Source organism: Cytobacillus oceanisediminis (assembly GCF_003182355.1).
In the GTDB taxonomy this organism is placed as follows: Bacteria; Bacillota; Bacilli; order Bacillales; family Cytobacillaceae; genus Cytobacillus; species Cytobacillus oceanisediminis_A.
Genome location: NZ_QGTW01000023.1, coordinates 43057 through 59813, shown reverse-complemented (window position 1 = coordinate 59813; position 16757 = coordinate 43057). Strand labels below are relative to the sequence as shown.

General features: G+C 40.7%; 17 protein-coding genes and 1 rRNA gene. 16 read left to right on the top strand and 2 right to left on the bottom strand.

Features of this window, described 5'->3' with window-relative positions; genetic code table 11:
* Window positions 1-6: 6 nt before the first annotated feature.
* Window positions 7-123: ribosomal RNA gene (gene rrf, locus DFO73_RS26700) — 5S ribosomal RNA — on the top strand.
* A 476-nt stretch (window positions 124-599) separates the two neighbouring features.
* On the opposite strand, the gene DFO73_RS26695 is transcribed toward rrf, so the two are convergent.
* Window positions 600-803, bottom strand: coding sequence for a sigma factor G inhibitor Gin (locus DFO73_RS26695; RefSeq protein ID WP_110067691.1), 204 nt, complete (start codon window positions 801-803; stop codon window positions 600-602).
* Window positions 804-1069: 266 nt separating this feature from the next.
* Between DFO73_RS26695 and DFO73_RS26690 the strand changes: the two genes are divergently transcribed.
* The 10 genes from DFO73_RS26690 to rsmI all read left to right on the top strand — a co-directional run bounded on the left by DFO73_RS26690 (window position 1070) and on the right by rsmI (window position 8804).
* The gene (locus DFO73_RS26690) at window positions 1070-2503 is read left to right on the top strand and encodes an aminotransferase class I/II-fold pyridoxal phosphate-dependent enzyme (protein WP_110067690.1); all 1434 of its coding nucleotides are present in this window, start codon (window positions 1070-1072) and stop codon (window positions 2501-2503) included.
* A 25-nt stretch (window positions 2504-2528) separates the two neighbouring features.
* Entirely contained in the window at window positions 2529-3167 is a 639-nt protein-coding gene (tmk, locus tag DFO73_RS26685) for a dTMP kinase (RefSeq protein ID WP_110067689.1), read from the top strand.
* Between the two features lie 211 nt (window positions 3168-3378).
* Window positions 3379-3708: a cyclic-di-AMP receptor gene (locus DFO73_RS26680; protein ID WP_009336682.1), complete on the top strand. Its 330-nt coding sequence runs from the start codon at window positions 3379-3381 to the stop codon at window positions 3706-3708.
* Window positions 3709-3764: 56 nt separating this feature from the next.
* Complete coding sequence (locus DFO73_RS26675) at window positions 3765-4205, top strand: YaaR family protein (protein WP_110067688.1); 441 nt, start codon at window positions 3765-3767, stop codon at window positions 4203-4205.
* Between the two features lie 13 nt (window positions 4206-4218).
* Window positions 4219-5226, top strand: coding sequence for a DNA polymerase III subunit delta' (holB, locus tag DFO73_RS26670; protein WP_110067687.1), 1008 nt, complete (start codon window positions 4219-4221; stop codon window positions 5224-5226).
* The gene (locus DFO73_RS26665; RefSeq protein WP_110067686.1) at window positions 5219-6046 is read left to right on the top strand and encodes a PSP1 domain-containing protein; all 828 of its coding nucleotides are present in this window, start codon (window positions 5219-5221) and stop codon (window positions 6044-6046) included. Before holB ends, DFO73_RS26665 begins: the two co-directional genes overlap by 8 nt.
* 12 nt (window positions 6047-6058) lie before the next feature.
* Window positions 6059-6433, top strand: coding sequence for a DNA replication initiation control protein YabA (gene yabA, locus DFO73_RS26660; RefSeq protein ID WP_110067685.1), 375 nt, complete (start codon window positions 6059-6061; stop codon window positions 6431-6433).
* A 112-nt stretch (window positions 6434-6545) separates the two neighbouring features.
* Complete coding sequence (locus tag DFO73_RS26655; protein WP_110067684.1) at window positions 6546-7286, top strand: tRNA1(Val) (adenine(37)-N6)-methyltransferase; 741 nt, start codon at window positions 6546-6548, stop codon at window positions 7284-7286.
* Window positions 7276-7539, top strand: a complete 264-nt coding sequence (locus DFO73_RS26650) for a GIY-YIG nuclease family protein (RefSeq protein WP_110067683.1) — start codon at window positions 7276-7278, stop codon at window positions 7537-7539. Before DFO73_RS26655 ends, DFO73_RS26650 begins: the two co-directional genes overlap by 11 nt.
* Window positions 7540-7928: 389 nt before the next feature.
* Window positions 7929-8804 carry a 16S rRNA (cytidine(1402)-2'-O)-methyltransferase gene (rsmI, locus tag DFO73_RS26645; RefSeq protein WP_110067682.1) on the top strand — a complete coding sequence of 292 codons (876 nt, stop codon included), beginning with the start codon at window positions 7929-7931 and terminating at the stop codon, window positions 8802-8804.
* Window positions 8805-8845: 41 nt separating this feature from the next.
* On the opposite strand, the gene DFO73_RS26640 is transcribed toward rsmI, so the two are convergent.
* Window positions 8846-9130, bottom strand: a complete 285-nt coding sequence (locus DFO73_RS26640) for an AbrB/MazE/SpoVT family DNA-binding domain-containing protein (RefSeq protein WP_110067681.1) — start codon at window positions 9128-9130, stop codon at window positions 8846-8848.
* A gap of 894 nt (window positions 9131-10024) precedes the next feature.
* Between DFO73_RS26640 and metG the strand changes: the two genes are divergently transcribed.
* The 5 genes from metG to rsmA all read left to right on the top strand — a co-directional run bounded on the left by metG (window position 10025) and on the right by rsmA (window position 16580).
* The gene (gene metG, locus DFO73_RS26635; RefSeq protein ID WP_110067680.1) at window positions 10025-11989 is read left to right on the top strand and encodes a methionine--tRNA ligase; all 1965 of its coding nucleotides are present in this window, start codon (window positions 10025-10027) and stop codon (window positions 11987-11989) included.
* Window positions 11990-12399: 410 nt separating this feature from the next.
* On the top strand, window positions 12400-13167 hold the full coding sequence (locus DFO73_RS26630; protein ID WP_110067679.1) for a TatD family hydrolase: 768 nt from the start codon (window positions 12400-12402) through the stop codon (window positions 13165-13167).
* Between the two features lie 510 nt (window positions 13168-13677).
* Window positions 13678-14871 (top strand): G5 and 3D domain-containing protein, encoded by a 1194-nt coding sequence (locus DFO73_RS26625; protein ID WP_110067694.1) that lies wholly within the window; start codon window positions 13678-13680, stop codon window positions 14869-14871.
* 277 nt (window positions 14872-15148) lie between these two features.
* Window positions 15149-15709: a ribonuclease M5 gene (gene rnmV / locus DFO73_RS26620; RefSeq protein ID WP_110067678.1), complete on the top strand. Its 561-nt coding sequence runs from the start codon at window positions 15149-15151 to the stop codon at window positions 15707-15709.
* Window positions 15702-16580, top strand: coding sequence for a 16S rRNA (adenine(1518)-N(6)/adenine(1519)-N(6))-dimethyltransferase RsmA (gene rsmA, locus DFO73_RS26615; protein ID WP_110067677.1), 879 nt, complete (start codon window positions 15702-15704; stop codon window positions 16578-16580). The genes rnmV and rsmA overlap by 8 nt, the downstream gene beginning before the upstream one ends.
* The last annotated feature ends 177 nt before the right edge of the window (window positions 16581-16757 follow it).

The following is a 16757-nucleotide window of genomic DNA, read 5'->3' as shown; positions in this document are numbered from 1 at the left end:
AAATAGTCTGGTGGCGATAGCGAGAAGGTCACACCCGTTCCCATACCGAACACGGAAGTTAAGCTTCTCAGCGCCGATGGTAGTTGGGGGCTGTCCCCCTGTGAGAGTAGGACGCTGCCGGGCAAATGAAGAGTACCTGAATAGGTGCTCTTTTTGGTGTTTTTATTTATTTTTCAGCTATAAATATCGCTTATTTCTCTTAAAGAGGCTTTTTTAAAGAGGCCATTTTGGTCACTCGCCTTTGTTTTGGCAAATATCGGTCACTTTTATTGATTTATCGGCCAGAATTTTATTTTATCGGTCACTTTTCCGATATATCGGTCAGATTTCATTTTTATCGGTCACTTTTTCCATATATCGGTCAGTTGGCTCTATGGCGCTCTTTTAAAGCTATAACACTAAATCGAGCAACCACAAATGGCCTGCATTTTCAGTGAAAATTTTACTGTGAAGCTTTGAGCAACAACTCGTATAATTTGATGGTTAATAAAGGAGTAAAAAAATCCATTTATCCTCTTTCCCCACAACTCCAGATCTTGTCTTGCCTATCGGCATAAGTCCCAGCAAAAATAAAAAGCCCCCATCCGAGGAGCTCCCTATTAAGAAAATATTTCTGGCATGGTTATTTTTTTTAGTTTCTTTAAGTAATAATTATATTTTGGATTGCTTGTATCTGTTGTTATTAAATCTTTTTCACAATCTGTGCAGATAAAAGAAGTGTATAGATGTATTCCCCTTGTTTTAGCCTGCTCGCAAATGACACATTCTTCTCCTGCATGTTTTTTTGCTAATAGCGAACCCAATCACTCCACCTCCATACACTTATTCTGCCCAGCAATGATTTATTGTATACAATTTTTTGAATATTCATAGGCGTTTTTTGAGGTAACTTGATTAATATTGTATGATGAGAATCCTATTTGGGTGTATGTCTATAACGGATTTCTTTATAAAATTGTTTATTTAATGTGAGGACTGGCTATATTGCAGGTGCTGGCTCTTTATAGGATATACCCTATTTGTTAAAATAGGATGAGAATCTAAGAAAGTGCGATAATTTGGTGATGAAATGAATCAGGAACGGACTCCATTATTTAATCAATTAAAAAAGCATGCCATACAGAATCCTATATCTTTTCATGTCCCGGGACATAAGTATGGGGAACTTATAAGCTATGGAGGGGCAGAATACTTTAAAGATATCTTAAAGCTGGATGCTACAGAACTCAGTGGCCTGGATGACCTGCACTCTCCCGAGGGAGTAATATTGGAAGCTCAAAGGCTGCTTGCAAATTTGTACGGTGTCTCCACGAGTTATTTATTGGTAAATGGGTCAACTGCAGGAAACCTCGCCATGATTATGGCGGCTGCTGAAGAGAATGATACCGTATTAGTACAGCGAAATTGCCATAAATCGATCCTTAACGGCATTTCTTTGGCTAAGGCAACTCCGGTTTTTTTAGCGCCTGAATACAACCAGGATTGGGGCGTGGCTGGAGGGGTGTCATTAGAGACGGTAAAAGAAGCAATCGAGCAATATCCGTATGCCAAAGCGCTGATTTTAACGTACCCTAATTATTATGGAATGGTTTTCGACTTGGAGCAGATTATTAAACATGCTCATCAGTATGGAATACCTGTGCTTGTGGATGAGGCACATGGGGCACATTTTATAGGAGGAACGTGTTTTCCTTCTTCTGCAGTTCAGCTCCAGGCGGATATTGTCATACAATCAGCCCATAAGACACTGCCTGCTATGACGATGGGGGCATACCTGCATTTTAATAGCCAACTTGTAAACGAAGAAAAACTACGTAGCTATTTGGGAATTCTCCAATCAAGCAGCCCCTCCTATCCAATTATGGCCTCGCTTGATATGGCCAGAGCGTATTTAGCTTCTTTTTCAGATCAAGATGCGGAAAAACTATACGAGAATGTTGTAAGTTTCAGGAATGCCTTAAGTACAATAAAAGGCATTAAAGTCCTGCCTTATGAGAATAATATCGGCGATCCTTTAAAGGTTACAATTCAATCAATAACTTCCTTAAGCGGATTTGAACTTCAGCAAATTCTGGAGCAGCACGGTATCTATTCAGAAATGGCTGATCCCTATAACGTTTTGCTTGTTTTTCCGCTGCTAAAATCAAATATGGACTATCCTGTTGATCGGGTTGTCAGTTGTATAGAGGAAGGAATAAATTCTTATATACACACAGAAGATCAAAAAAAGAAAATTATATTTTCAAAAAGTCCTGTTTCAAAACTTGTTTTAAATCAAAAAAAACGCGAAGGCCTTGCCATCAAACCAGTTCCACTGGCTGACTCTGTCGGCAAGATATGCGCACAGCAGGTGACCCCTTATCCGCCGGGCATTCCGCTTTTATTTCCGGGGGAACCAATACAAAAGGCAGATATCCAAAATATAAGAATTCTTAAGGACGCTGGTGCGCGCTTTCAAGATGAGGAAAATATAAAACAAGGCATCATTAAAATATATGAATGACTATTGAACTGCTGGAGGAAGTAACATGAATAATGGAATGTTTATTACCGTTGAAGGGCCTGAAGGTGCCGGAAAAACGACAATCATTAATATGCTGGCAAACGGGCTGGAAGCGGAAGGCTACCAGGTGCTTCAAACGAGAGAGCCTGGCGGAATTGAAATTGCGGAACAAATCAGAGGTGTAATCCTTGATAAAAAAAATACAAAAATGGATCCCAGGACCGAAGCTCTTTTATATGCCGCAGCTAGAAGGCAGCACCTGGTTGAAAAGGTAAAACCCGCGCTAGAAAAAGGTTATTTAATACTATGTGATCGGTTTATTGACAGCTCTCTTGCTTATCAAGGTTATGCCCGGGGATTAGGCATTGAGGAAGTCTTCTCCATTAACAGCTTTGCGATTGAGGGAATGATGCCTAAGCTAACATTGTACTTTGATATTGAACCAGAGGATGGATTGGAGAGAATCAATCAGCATAAAGGCAGGGAAGTTAATCGTCTTGACCTTGAAAATTTAGATTTTCACCATAAAGTACGCGAGGGATACCTTAAATTAATGGAGCTTTATCCTGACAGAATCTATAAGGTTGAGGCATCCAAATCTGTGGATGATGTCTATAAGCAGGCAGAAGCAAAACTAAAAGAAGTGCTAGAAGCGAAAATATAAGAGCGAACCTTAAAGATTTTATGTCTTTAAGGTTTTTTTATAAGAAATGTGAGTGAAAGAGCATGTCACTTCTGCTATTTGCAGTGCCGCAGCTTCAGGCAGAAATCAAAAATAATCTCCGCAGTATTCCCTTTATTTCTGCTTGAGCATAAAATAATTGATATAATAAAGGTAGAAACATCGGATAAAAAACAGTAAAGGGGATGGGTCTATGAAATTAATCCTGGCAGTAATACAGGATCAGGATAGCAATAAACTTATGAATGCCTTGGTGGATAATAATTTTCGTGCAACAAAATTGGCCAGTACTGGCGGGTTTTTGAAATCCGGGAATACAACTTTCATGATCGGCACAGAGGATATTCGTGTGGAACGGGCCCTGCAGATTATTAAAGAAAACTGCCGGGCAAGAGATCAGCTTGTTGCACCGGTTTCCCCAATGGGCGGAAACGCTGATTCTTATGTGCCGTATCCGGTAGAAGTAGAAGTGGGCGGCGCAACAGTCTTTGTATTGCCTGTCGAGCAATTCCACCACTTTTAATAAATCATTATAGTATTTACAGGGGCCAATGCTGTCCCTTTTGCGGAGGATAATGTATGAAAATCAATCAGGATCTTCGGCTTAAAATGGAAAATATCCGCCAGGATCAAAAACAGTCAGCGGGTAATGGCGCAAAGTTTTATGAACTGGTTCAAAAGCAGGACCAGAAGATGCAGACTTCACAGCTCCAGGGACTATTAAAAGATATAGATGCAGCCGGAGAACGCCTTGCCCGCTCCCAGACTTTTAAAGACTTAGCCAAGTTTAAAACATTGGTTAAGCGGTTCGTGAAGGAAGCCGTTGACTTTGGTATGGAGCTTAAGCAATCACATAGCTGGAATCAGTTTGGACAAGGCCGGTCCCTAAAGGTTGTCGAAACCATTGATGAAACGCTTTCTGAGCTGACTGATGAATTAATGAAAAAAGAAGAGTCTTCGATTGATATACTTGGAAAAGTCGGAGAAATTAAAGGTCTTTTAATAAATTTATATACGTAAGTGAGTGATCGTTGTGGGAAAAACGTGGGAACAGCTGAAGGCCATACAGCCAGTCGTATTGAAAATGTTTAAAAATAGCATCGTGAAGGATCGGCTGGCCCACGCCTACTTGTTTGAGGGAATGAAAGGGACGGGGAAGCGGGAAGCAAGCATGCTGTTAGCAAAAAGCCAATTTTGTAAGACTCCCCTTGAAGGGTATGTTCCATGTGAAACATGTTCAAACTGTAAAAGGATTAATAGCGGCAACCATCCGGATGTCCATATCGTAGAGCCGGACGGGCAGTCTATTAAAAAGAGTCAGATTCAAAGCCTTCAGGAAGAATTTTCAAAGACAGGTGTAGAATCAAAAAGAAAACTTTATGTGATTGTACATGCAGACAGGATGACTGTAAATGCCGCCAATAGCCTGCTGAAATTTCTGGAGGAACCTCATTCGCAAACGACTGCCATTTTAATTACAGAACAGTCCCAGCAAATGCTTCCTACTATTCTATCCCGCTGCCAGACAATTGCTTTTAAACCTTTATCCCCTGCTGAAATGATCGAACAATTAAAGAATAATGGAGTAGATCCGAGCCAGGCACCATTACTTGCACAAATTACCAATAATTTGGATGAGGCTTTGGAATATAGTTCTGATGATTGGTTTGTACAAGCACAAAAAATAGTGTTAAAATTATATGAAGTGGTTAAGAAAAATCCGCTTGAGGCAATGGTTGCCCTTCAAGAGGATTGGTTCTTGCACTTTAAAGAGAAAGAACAGATTGATCGCGGCTTAGATTTATTACTTCTTATTTTTAAAGATTTATTATATATACAGCTTGGGAAACAAGACCAGGTTGTCCATCTAAACGAAAAGAAACGTTTAGGGCAGTTTGCACTGCAATCTTCAACAAAGCGTCTTACTGAACAGATGACGGCTGTTTTGGAAGCAAAAAGAAAATTACAGGCAAATATGAATCCGCAGCTGTTGATGGAACAGCTTGTGTTAAAATTGCAGGAGGGATCTTCCTTTGTATGAAGTAGTAGGAGTGCGCTTTAAAAAAGCGGGCAAGATTTATTATTTTGATCCCGGAGATCTCTCAATACAAAAGGATGACTTTGTCATTGTCGAAACCGTTCGAGGCGTAGAGTATGGAAAAGTAGTAATAGCCCCGAAGCAGGTTGATGAACATGATGTTGTCCTGCCATTAAAAAAGGTTCTTCGTATTGCAGATCAAAAGGATCGCATGATTGTTGAGGAGAACAAGCAGGCCGCTAAAGAAGCATATGAGGTTTGCTGTGAGAAGGTCAATACGCATCAGCTTGATATGAAGCTTGTGGATGTTGAATATACATTTGATCGAAATAAAGTCATATTTTATTTTACGGCTGATGGGCGAGTTGACTTTCGTGAACTCGTAAAAGACCTTGCAGCCATATTCCGGACAAGAATTGAACTTCGCCAGATTGGTGTAAGGGATGAAGCGAAAATGCTGGGTGGAATTGGCCCGTGCGGCAGGATGCTTTGCTGTTCTACATTCCTGGGCGATTTTGATCCAGTGTCCATAAAGATGGCAAAAGACCAGAATCTTTCGTTAAACCCTACAAAAATATCAGGTTTATGCGGGCGCTTAATGTGCTGCCTGAAATATGAGAATGATGAGTACGAAGCAGCTAAAGAACAGCTTCCGGACCTAGGGGAATGGATTCAGACTCCTGATGGACCTGGTAAAGTGGTAGGCTTAAATATATTGGAGCGTGTTCTTCAAGTGGATGTTAAAGAACAGGAGCGCGTACTCGAATATACACTCGATGAAATTTTAAAACAAGGTGCTGTATCAGTTCAGTCCACAGATTAAGAGGTGGAAGGCGTGGATAAAAAAGAAATCTTTGACTCAGTAAGTAACATGGAAACCCAAATTGGAGAGTTATATCAGCAGCTTGGTGAGTTAAAGCAGCATTTGGCAGAAATACTTGAAGAGAATAACTCTTTAAAGCTGGAAAATGAACATTTAAGACGCCATTTAGACATATCTACGGAAAAGGAAAGCAGATCGGTTAAAAAGAAAAAAGCAGTGCAGCCTGCCGGAGCTGCGGATGATGATAAGGTGATTGATATCGGGGAAGGTTATGATAATCTGGCCCGCCTCTACCAGGAAGGCTTTCACATTTGCAATCTCCATTTTGGCAGCCCTAGAAAAGAGGGCGACTGCCTGTTTTGCTTGTCTTTCCTTAATAAGAAGTAAACTTTTAGCCTTCCTGATTTAAGGAAGGCTATTTTTCCATATGAAAGAGGCTTAATTAGTCTTCTGCAGATAACACTAATCATAAGAAACAGAGAAACATGGAGGTTCGAGAATGGACTTATTAAAAGAAGGTGAACGGCTGGACTATTTGCTGGCAGAGGATATGCGAATCATCCAGAGTCCGGCCGTTTTTTCTTTCTCGCTGGATGCTGTACTGCTGGCCCGGTTTGTATATGTGCCGATTCAAAAAGGAAATCTCATTGATTTATGCAGCGGAAATGGGGTGATTCCGCTCTTTTTAAGTGCAAGAACAAAGGGAACAATCACAGGGGTGGAAATTCAGGAGCGATTGTTTGATATGGCAGTAAGGAGCATTGAATATAACAAACTTCAGGAACGTATTCAAATGATCCATGGAGATATTAAAGAAATGCCCAAGGTCCTGGGGTATGGGAAATTTGATGTTGTGACCTGCAACCCTCCGTATTTTCCGACACCATCCCGTGATGAAATCAATGAAAATGAACATTTGGCCATTGCCCGCCATGAAATTCTATGTACCCTTGAGGATGCCATTAAAGCATCAAGCCAGCTGGCGAGACAGGGAGGCAAGGTTGCATTTGTTCATCGGCCGGGCAGGTTCCTGGATATTGTTACTTTAATGCGCAAATATAGGCTTGAACCGAAAAAAGTGCAATTTGTATATCCAAAGGCAGGGAAAGACGCGAATACCTTGCTGATTGAAGCTGTTAAAAACGGGAGCCCGGATTTAAAAATTTTGCCTCCATTATTTGTATATAATGAAGAAAATGAATATACATCTGAAATGAGAGAGATTTTATATGGAGAATAGCCATTATTTTTATGTTCTTCAATGCAGGGATGGAAGTTTATATGCAGGATACACGAATGATCTTGAAAAAAGGGTAAAAACCCATAATGGAGGAAAAGGGGCCAAATACACAAGAGGCAGAGGGCCGGTTAAACTGGTCTTCTCCAAATCATTTTCGGAAAAGAGCGAAGCTATGAGGGCTGAATACGAATTTAAACAATGGTCCAGGAAAAAGAAGGATGAGTTTTTAAAACAACATAATATTTCATTTTAAAAATTGAAAACGGTCTAGCTCCGAGCGCCATCGGCTCGAGATCTTAAGCATGTCTAGGTCCGGCTCCTAGGGTTGAAAGACTAGCCAATCCCTTTCAGAAGGAAAAAACACCTTCTTACAGGGCTAGTCTTATGTTGTCGTCCCTGGGCAAGTCGCCTGCACATTTCAGACAACTCCTCCAGAAGGTAAAGGGCAACCTTCCGGCCGATTGTCTTAAGCTTAAGGCCGAAGGATGCGGGTCATGCAGACGTTGCCACAGGACAAGGAAAGCTGCGGCAGCGTTACATCGCACGACCGAAAGCGTTAGCTTTTGGAAGGACGTGGCGGTTTTAGTCTGCAAACAACTGGTGGCGCTCAGCGCTTTTCGCGAAGGAAACGGGTGGGTACATATGTGGCAGCAAAAAAGCTTTGAAAATGAAGAGACAAAAGGAATCCTTTATTTGGTTCCAACTCCAATTGGAAACCTTGAAGATATGAGCTTCAGGGCAGTAAGGATTTTAAAAGAGGCTGACTTTATTGCAGCGGAGGATACACGCAATACTAAGAAGCTTTGCAATCATTTTGAGATTGCAACCCCCATAATTAGTTATCATGAACATAATAAGGAAGCAAGCGGGCAAAAGCTTCTGGAAAAAGTGACAAATGGCGCGAAGATAGCCCTTGTCAGCGATGCGGGAATGCCAGCTATTTCAGATCCGGGTTATGACCTTGTAACAGCAGCTGTTGAAGAAAGGCTTACCGTTGTGCCGCTTCCGGGAGCTAATGCTGCATTAACCGGTTTGATCGCTTCCGGAATTAATACACAGCCCTTTTATTTTTATGGCTTCTTAAACAGGCAGAAGAAAATAAAAAAACAAGAGCTGGAAAAGCTGGCGAAGCTGCCGGCGACAACGATTTTATATGAAGCTCCTCATCGCCTCAAGGAGACCCTTTCATTAATTGGTGATTTGATGGGAAACCGGAACATCTCCTTGTGCCGGGAACTAACGAAAAGATATGAAGAATTTATTAGGGGAACGGTTTCCGAAGCAATCGAATGGGCCGCCAGTGGAGAAGTAAGAGGGGAATTTTGCATCATTATTGAAGGTGCCTCTGAAGATATGAAGGAAGAAGAACCAGTCTGGTGGGAAAATGTTTCAATAGAAGACCACGTAAAGCATTATATAGAAGAAAAAGGATTGGCAAGCAAAGAAGCCATTAAGCATACAGCAAAGGACAGGGGATTAAACAAACGGGATGTTTATCATGCCTATCATGTTGAGTAATAAAAAAAGCTTCTCACAAATGTGAGAAGCTTTTCTCTTTATTATTTTACTAATTCAAATGTGTTTTGAATTTCTTTTAATAGCTTTTCAGCACCGTCACGGCTAAGGATTAGTTTTCCGTTAGCTAAAGAGATGTTTTCGTCAGAAACTTCTCCAGTAACCTGGCATGTCATGTTTGGCTTGTACTTCTTAAGGATGATTCTTTCGTCATCTACATAGATTTCCAAAGCATCCTTTTCTGCAATTCCTAATGTACGTCTTAATTCAATAGGGATAACAACGCGGCCAAGCTCATCAACTTTACGAACAATACCTGTGGATTTCATAATAAATTTCTCCTCTCAAATCTCCAAATAATATTTTTCTCTATCTATGTTGTTTCGTCATTATTCGACAAAATCTTTATTAATTACATAATACCAGCCATTCCCAAATACGTCAATTACTTTATTTTTAATTCATATAGAAAATTTTAGGATACACACTGGAGTGTTGATACAATAAGGTTTTATTGCTGAAATGAAATAGAAGGAGAGGGAGGGAGGCAGATTTTTGCTATAATTTTCAAAAATGACTCGTTTCGACATTTCGACAAAATTCTACAAAAACCTTTAACTTCGATATAATAATATTCGAAGGTGCTTTTCCTTTTATAGGGATAAAGAAGGAGTTTTATTTTAATTTTTTATTAAGCAAATTTTTTTATTAAAAAGCTCTGTTATAATTGTCAGCTGATTTCCGCTCAAGGCTAAGCGAACTGCGGGCGGGTCCGGGAGCCTCCTCAAGCTGTGGGGTCTACCTTTGTCCCTCTTTTCCAGAAGGACATTGAATTAACATCCTAGAATTGGACGAAAGAAAAACGAATGCATTTTTGAGGGGTCCCTTCTGGCACTCTAATTAAGAGTGCATAAATCAACAACAATCAGCTTTAACATAGCCTATAATAAAGATTCATTAGCTTCACATCTGCCTATTGGTTGCACAAATTCAAGTTTTTAGGTATATTTTGATGGTATAAGAGGTTATGATGACGAATATAACTTTTTGATAAACACAGATATAGCAGGCCCAATAACGGCACGATTTTTCTGATTTTTACTCTCGTCCCATTGGGCGGGATTTTTTAATAGTTGATGAGATTTTATAAAAAAGAGTCAATAATAAGCTTAGCTGCATAAATATATGCACCGATGCTTTCTTAAAATTAGGGAGGGAATCTTGTGGAGGAAAAATTAAAGACTTTTTATCTGACCACTCCAATTTATTATCCTAGCGGAAATTTACATATAGGGCACGCCTATACAACTGTAGCCGGTGATGCGATGGCACGTTATAAGCGTATGCGCGGCTATGATGTTATGTACTTAACGGGAACTGATGAGCATGGACAAAAGATTCAGGAGAAAGCGGAAGAGAAAGGTGTTACTCCGCAGCAGTATGTAGATGAAATCGTGGCAGGGATCCAGGAATTATGGAAGAAGCTCGATATATCCTACGATGATTTTATCCGTACCACCCAAGACAGGCATAAACAGATTGTAGAAAAAATCTTCGCCCAGCTTGTCGAACAGGGAGATATTTATCTTGGAGAATATGAAGGCTGGTACTGTACTCCTTGTGAGTCTTACTACACAGAGCGCCAGCTGTCAGATGGAAACTGCCCTGACTGTGGACGTCCGGTTCACAAAGTAAAAGAAGAATCCTATTTCTTTAAGGTCAGCAAGTACGCTGACAGGCTCCTGCAATATTATAAAGAAAATCCTTCATTCATTCAGCCGGAATCCCGCAAGAATGAAATGATCAATAACTTTATTAAGCCTGGGCTTGAGGATTTGGCTGTGTCCCGAACAACGTTTGACTGGGGTGTAAAAGTTCCAAATAATCCTAAGCATGTTGTTTATGTGTGGATTGATGCTTTATCCAATTATATTACAGCCCTTGGATACGGTACTGATGATGATTCAAAGTATTTAAACTACTGGCCCGCAGATGTTCATTTAGTAGGAAAAGAAATCGTACGTTTCCATACCATTTATTGGCCAATTATGCTGATGGCTTTGGATCTTCCGCTTCCTAAAAAAGTATTTGCGCATGGCTGGCTATTAATGAAGGACGGGAAGATGTCCAAGTCAAAAGGGAATGTAGTTGATCCGGTTACGTTAATTGACCGCTATGGACTGGACGCTCTCCGTTACTATTTACTCCGTGAAGTGCCATTTGGGGCAGACGGTGTGTTTACCCCTGAAGGGTTTGTTGAAAGAATTAACTTTGACCTTGCCAATGATTTAGGGAACCTTTTAAATCGTACGATTGCCATGGTAAATAAGTATTTTGATGGGGCTATCCCAACTTATAATGGCTCAGACGGTGAGTTTGACCAGCAGCTGCTTAAAATGAACAGTGAGACTGTTACCAGGTATGAGGAAGCAATGGAAAAAATGGAGTTTTCTGTTGCCCTTTCTGCGGTGTGGCAGCTTGTAAGCAGGACGAATAAATATATAGATGAAACTCAGCCTTGGGCGCTTGCCAAGGAAGAGGAAAAGACAGAAGAGCTTGCAAGTGTAATGGTACATCTAGCAGAGTCTCTGCGCAGAATCGCTGTTCTGCTGCAGCCTTTCTTGACCCGTACACCAAAAGAGATCTTCACTCAGTTAAATGTGAATGGAGAAGCATTAACATCATGGGACAGTCTTGAAACATTCGGACTGATCCCGGAAGGTACAAAGGTCTCAAAAGGAGATCCTATATTCCCTCGCCTTGATATTAATGAAGAAGTGGAATTTATTAAGACAAAAATGCAGGGTTCTGCCCCTACAGAAGAAGCGAAGCCTGAAGCAAAAGCAGAAGAAAAGCCGGATAGTGAAGAAATAACCATTGATGACTTTATGAAGGTCGATTTAAGAGTAGCGCAGGTTATCCAAGCTGAACCGGTGAAAAAGGCTGATAAGCTTCTAAAGCTGCAGTTGGATCTCGGCTATGAAAAACGCCAGGTTGTTTCCGGTATTGCAAAGTTCTATAAACCTGAAGAATTGGTTGGAAGAAAAGTCATTTGTGTAACAAACTTGAAACCTGTTAAGCTTCGCGGCGAGCTTTCAGAAGGAATGATTCTGGCAGGCGGAAAAGACGGCGAGCTTTCACTTGCCACAATTGCTGAATCCCTTCCTTTAGGAGCAAGAGTTAAATAATTATTTATTTCTTTAATAAAATGGCTCCGTTAAAGCTCATTGTTGATATTAGCACTCTTGATTGGAACGGAAGGTGCGAGAATCCAGCGGTTGAAGCGAGTCAAAGGGAGACCTCGCAGGCTTAATGCTTGAGGAGGCTCCCCGACCGCCCGCGGTTCGCTGAGCGCCTGGAGTGAAATTCAACAGGCAAGTTTAACAGAACTAATAAAATTAAAAACATAGAAGTGTTAAGCGTATACCGTAAGCATTTCTATGTTTTTCTTTTTTTAAAAATAATGTTTCCGATAAGTAAAAATCAGCAGAAAGGTAACTACTTGAACCAGGAAGGGAATGACCAACCCAATTCCTGTTTGTTATATGAGTGAAAAGTTTGTAACAGAAAAATAATATAAGCAAAAAGGAGTTTTTTTATGTTTTTCGACACACACGCACACTTAAATGCCGAACAATATAACGAAGATTTGAAAGAGGTTATCGACAGAGCCTTAAGTGAAGGAGTATCCAATATTGTGGTAGTCGGTTTTGACCGTCCAACCATTGAAAAAGCCATGGAGCTAACAGAGAAGTACGAGTTTATTTACGCAAGCGTTGGCTGGCATCCGGTTGATGCGATCGATATGACAGAAGAGGATCTACAGTGGATTGAGGAGCTTTCCCGGCATCCGAAAGTGGTAGCTCTTGGAGAAATGGGCTTGGACTATTATTGGGATAAGTCTCCAAAAGATGTTCAAAAGGAAGTATTCAGAAAGCAAATCCGCCTGGCTAAAAAAGTAAAGCTTCCAATCGTCATCCATAACCGTGATGCAACAGCTGATATTGTAGAAATTCTTAAGGAAGAAGGCGCCGGAGAAGTAGGCGGAATCATGCACTGCTTTAGCGGAAGCCCTGAAACAGCCAAAGAGTGTGTAGATATGAATTTCTATATTTCTTTGGGAGGACCAGTTACATTTAAGAATGCAAAAAAGCCGAAAGAAGTGGCTGATGTTATTCCCTTGGAAAAGCTATTGATTGAAACGGACTGCCCGTATTTAGCTCCCCATCCATTCAGAGGGAAAAGGAACGAACCTAGTTATGTAAAACTAGTTGCAGAGCAAATAGCTGAAATAAAAGGAGTTTCTGTAGAAGAAGTTGCAAGCGCGACAACCGTAAATGCAAAAAAATTATTCGGCATAAACTGATAACCCTTTTTGTCGAATGCTGTAGGAGCTTGTCCAAATTTTTTCTGTTTCTAAAAAGTTCTACATGTCTCCTTCGTCTCATAGGATAACCATGTCGATAAGTCTCTCTTTCCTTTCTCTTGTTTTTTTTGCATAATAGGAAATACGTTTAAGAGAACAGCTTGCCAATTACTAGAAAATGAAGGTTCCTAAGGCGGAATCGCGATCTGCCAAGGGAAAGTAATCAGTGAAAAAAAGCAGGATTTTTTAAATTCAATGTTGAAAGGTATTAAACCAAGGCGAGCGGGTGTTCAAAAAAACGGGGCGTTTACAGAAAGGTATGCATAGAGGGAATCTGTCTTTCATACATAAAGATAGAGCGCAATTCTTCAAGGGCAGCAATAATAGCCGCAAGCCTGCATTCCGCAAGCCTGTATGGCAGCAAGGAAAGTGAAAGAGTTGACAGCCGGCAAGATACTCTATATAATCACTCCGAGAGAAAAGGAGGCGTTTTTCATCGTGATTCAAAACATGAAAAACCTGTTATCCAAGTCTTTGAGTAAAAAGAAAATGGCCATTTTTTCTGCTAGTTTAATAGTTTTTGCAGCTGCTTTCGGTTTCATCATGTATGAAACAACAAAGAAAACAGTAGCATTAACGCTGGATGGCCAAGAAAAAGTCATCAAAACGCATGCAACAACGATTCAGGATATATTCGATGATCTAAACATTTCATTGCGCTCAGAAGATTATGTGTTTCCCTCGGTAAACACACAGGTGAAAGACAAACTGGAAATTGTTTATGAACCGGCTAAACAGGTGCAAGTTGTAACAGATAACGAGAAGAAAACGATTTGGACCGCAGCAAAGACGGTTGGGGAAGTTTTAAAAGAACAGAATATTACTTTAAATGAACATGATAAGGTTCAGCCAAAGCCAGAGGATAAAATTAAGAGCAATACGGAAATACAAGTAGAAAAAGCATTTTCTTTAACGCTGAATAATGGCGGAAAAGAAAAGCAGGTTTGGTCAACTTCGACTACGGTCGCTGACTTTTTATCACAGCAGGGAATCAAAATCAATGAATTAGACCGCGTTGAACCAAAGTTGGAAGAGACAGTCAAAGCCAATGACACTATAAAAGTCATTCGAGTTGAAAAAGTCACCGATGTAGTGGAAGAACCAATTAATTTCGCAGTTGTTTGGAAAAAAGACAATAGTTTGGCTAAAGGTACTGAAAAAGTCGTGAATGCCGGAAAAGAAGGCCTTCTGACAAAACAGTTTGAAGTTGTTTTGGAAAATGGCAAAGAAGTTTCCAGAAAACTGATCACTGAAAAGAAAGTAAAAGAAAAGCAGGATAAAATCGTTGCTGTTGGAACGAAGGTAGCTGCGGCAACACAGGTAGTGTCCCGTGGAACCAGCAGTAAGGAAAGCGGAAAAGAAATTTACGTATCCTCTACAGCATATACTGCTCATTGCAGCGGCTGCTCAGGAAAGACGGCAACTGGATTGGATCTGCGTGCAAATCCTGGTGCAAAAATAATAGCTGTTGATCCAAGTGTAATTCCGCTTGGAACGAAAGTTTATGTTGAAGGCTATGGTTATGCAGTTGCAGCTGACACAGGCGGAGCTATCAAAGGAAATAAAATTGATGTTTTCTTCGCCACTAAAGCAGAAGCTTATAAATGGGGCAGAAGAACAGTAAAGATAAAGATCTTGAATTAATTTTAGCTTAATTATAAATATTTCCTTTTTATGCAGGGGCCATTCCCCTGCATTTTTTATTGTTTAGCGGAGAAGTTAGAAATAACATTTTTTCTTTTGCTGGGACTTTCAGATATAATAAAAAATATTCTTTATAAATATATTCTTCTTTCATGTATTTAGACGAATTACATTACAGAAATGTTTCAAGTTTTTTTCATTTTTTTAAATTCATTTTTTATAAGTTAGGCAAAGCCGGTAATGAGCGGCTGTTTGTTTGTAATATAGAGGAGGAAGTATGAAGATAAAAGAAATTATTGTTGTGGAAGGCAAGGATGATACAGCAGCCATCCGAAGGGCGCTGGATGCCGATACAATTGAAACAAATGGTTCAGCCATCAATCAGGAAACAATCGAAAAAATAAAGCTGGCCCAGCAAACGAGAGGCGTTATAGTATTTACAGATCCCGATTTTCCCGGACAGAAGATAAGAAATACGATCACTAATGAAGTACCGGGATGCAAGCATGCTTTTATAGAGAAGGCGGATGCCTTGCATAAGCATGGGAAAGGGGTTGGCGTTGAGCATGCTTCCCCGGAAATGATCCGCCAGGCTCTACAAGATGCCCAGGTGATGCAGGAAATCTATGAAGAGACAATTACTCAGGAAGACCTGGTCACTGCTGGTCTGATTGGCGGAGATGGTGCCAAAGAGAGAAGAGAAAAGCTTGGTAAGCTGCTTAAAATTGGCTACACAAATGGGAAACAGCTCCATAAAAGGCTGATGATGTTCCAGGTTAGCCGGGAGGATTTTGCTGCTGCAGTAGAAGCTATTCGCAAGGAGGAACAAAATGCATAAAGATATTGCAACACCAGCCAGAACGAGAGCGATTTTGGATAAATACGGTTTTTCTTTTAAGAAAAGCCTTGGACAGAACTTTCTGATTGATACCAATATACTCCGAAGAATCGTTGATCATGCAGATTTAACGGAAGAATCCGGCGCAATTGAAATTGGCCCAGGAATTGGAGCCCTGACTGAACAATTGGCAAGGAGAAGCAAAAAAGTGCTTGCTTTTGAAATCGACCAGCGCCTTCTGCCCATTTTAGAAGAAACATTGTCGCCATACCCCAATACAACCATTATTAATGAAGACGTATTAAAAGCAGATCTAAACGCAGCAATTGAAAGGGAATTTAATGGGATTAATGATATTATGGTTGTTGCCAACCTCCCTTATTATGTGACAACTCCAATAATTATGAAGCTGCTGGAGGACAAGCTGCCAATCAGGGGTATCGTCTGTATGCTGCAGAAAGAGGTTGCTGACAGGATCTCAGCCCGACCAGGTACGAAGGATTACGGCTCCCTATCTATCGCTATCCAGTACTATACAGAGGCGGAAACAGCCATGATTGTCCCTAAGACGGTATTTGTACCGCAGCCAAATGTGGATTCCGCGGTCATTAAATTGACAAAGCGCAAAGAGCCAGCAGTAACGGTTAAGAGCGAACGGTTCTTTTTCCAAGTGACAAAATCAAGCTTTGCTCAAAGACGCAAGACCTTGCTTAATAATCTGACAAGCCAGCTTCCTGAAGGAAAACAAAAGAAGGAGAAAATCCTGTCTGCACTTGAACAGGCTGAGGTTGATCCTGGGAGAAGAGGAGAAACATTATCCATAGAAGAGTTTGCGCGTTTAAGTGACGCCCTTCTGCCTTACTTTTCTTAAAGGGGTATTATAGCTCATTGTTGATTTTGGCACCCTGCAGATTGGAGCGGAAGGCGCGAGATCCTCGAAAATGCATTCGCATTTTCTTCTTGCGATGCCTATTCAAGGATGCTTATTCAATGTCCTGCGGGCGGCCCCGGACCGTCCGGTTCGCTGAGTGCCTGGAGCGGAAATCAA